At 65.4% G+C, this 456-nt stretch carries 1 protein-coding gene; it reads left to right on the forward strand.

Translation table 11 applies throughout. The features are described 5' to 3' along the window. Window positions 1-74: 74 nt before the first annotated feature. The coding region (locus J5M67_RS28435) for a hypothetical protein (protein WP_368735971.1) at window positions 75-456 on the forward strand (382 nt) is incomplete at its 3' end.

Below are 456 nucleotides of genomic sequence, written 5' to 3' on the forward strand. Positions count from 1 at the left end.
TGTATAAGACGTGGGAGCGTGCGCGTTGGCGCACGTGCGGGATTCTGTAGTTTCTGGGGCGAAACGACTTCCAGGTGAAGATACGCGGATTCCGGTTCGAGTGGGGAGAGATCGATGCGCAGTTGGCGAAGGTGGCTGGGGTGCGCGAAGTGGTCGTGCTTGCGCGTGATTCGGCAGCGGAGGTGTGCGATAACGCAACGCCAAAGGCGCCCACGCCCAAGTCCTCTTCTGCGACCGAGAAACGCCTCGTCGCGTACTACACGGGCGACGCCGATGTCGCGGCATTGAGAGCGCAAGCCGCGCAGCACTTGCCGAGCTACATGGTGCCGTCGGCGTACGTGCGGCTGGACGCGTGGCCGCTGACGCCGAACGGCAAGCTGGACCGGCGCGCATTGCCCGCGCCGGCGGACGACGCATACGCCCGCGCCGAATACGAAGCGCCGCAGGGTGCAAAAG

Source organism: Pseudomonas sp. 30_B (genome assembly GCF_017491605.1).
Taxonomy (GTDB): domain Bacteria; phylum Pseudomonadota; class Gammaproteobacteria; order Pseudomonadales; family Pseudomonadaceae; genus Pseudomonas.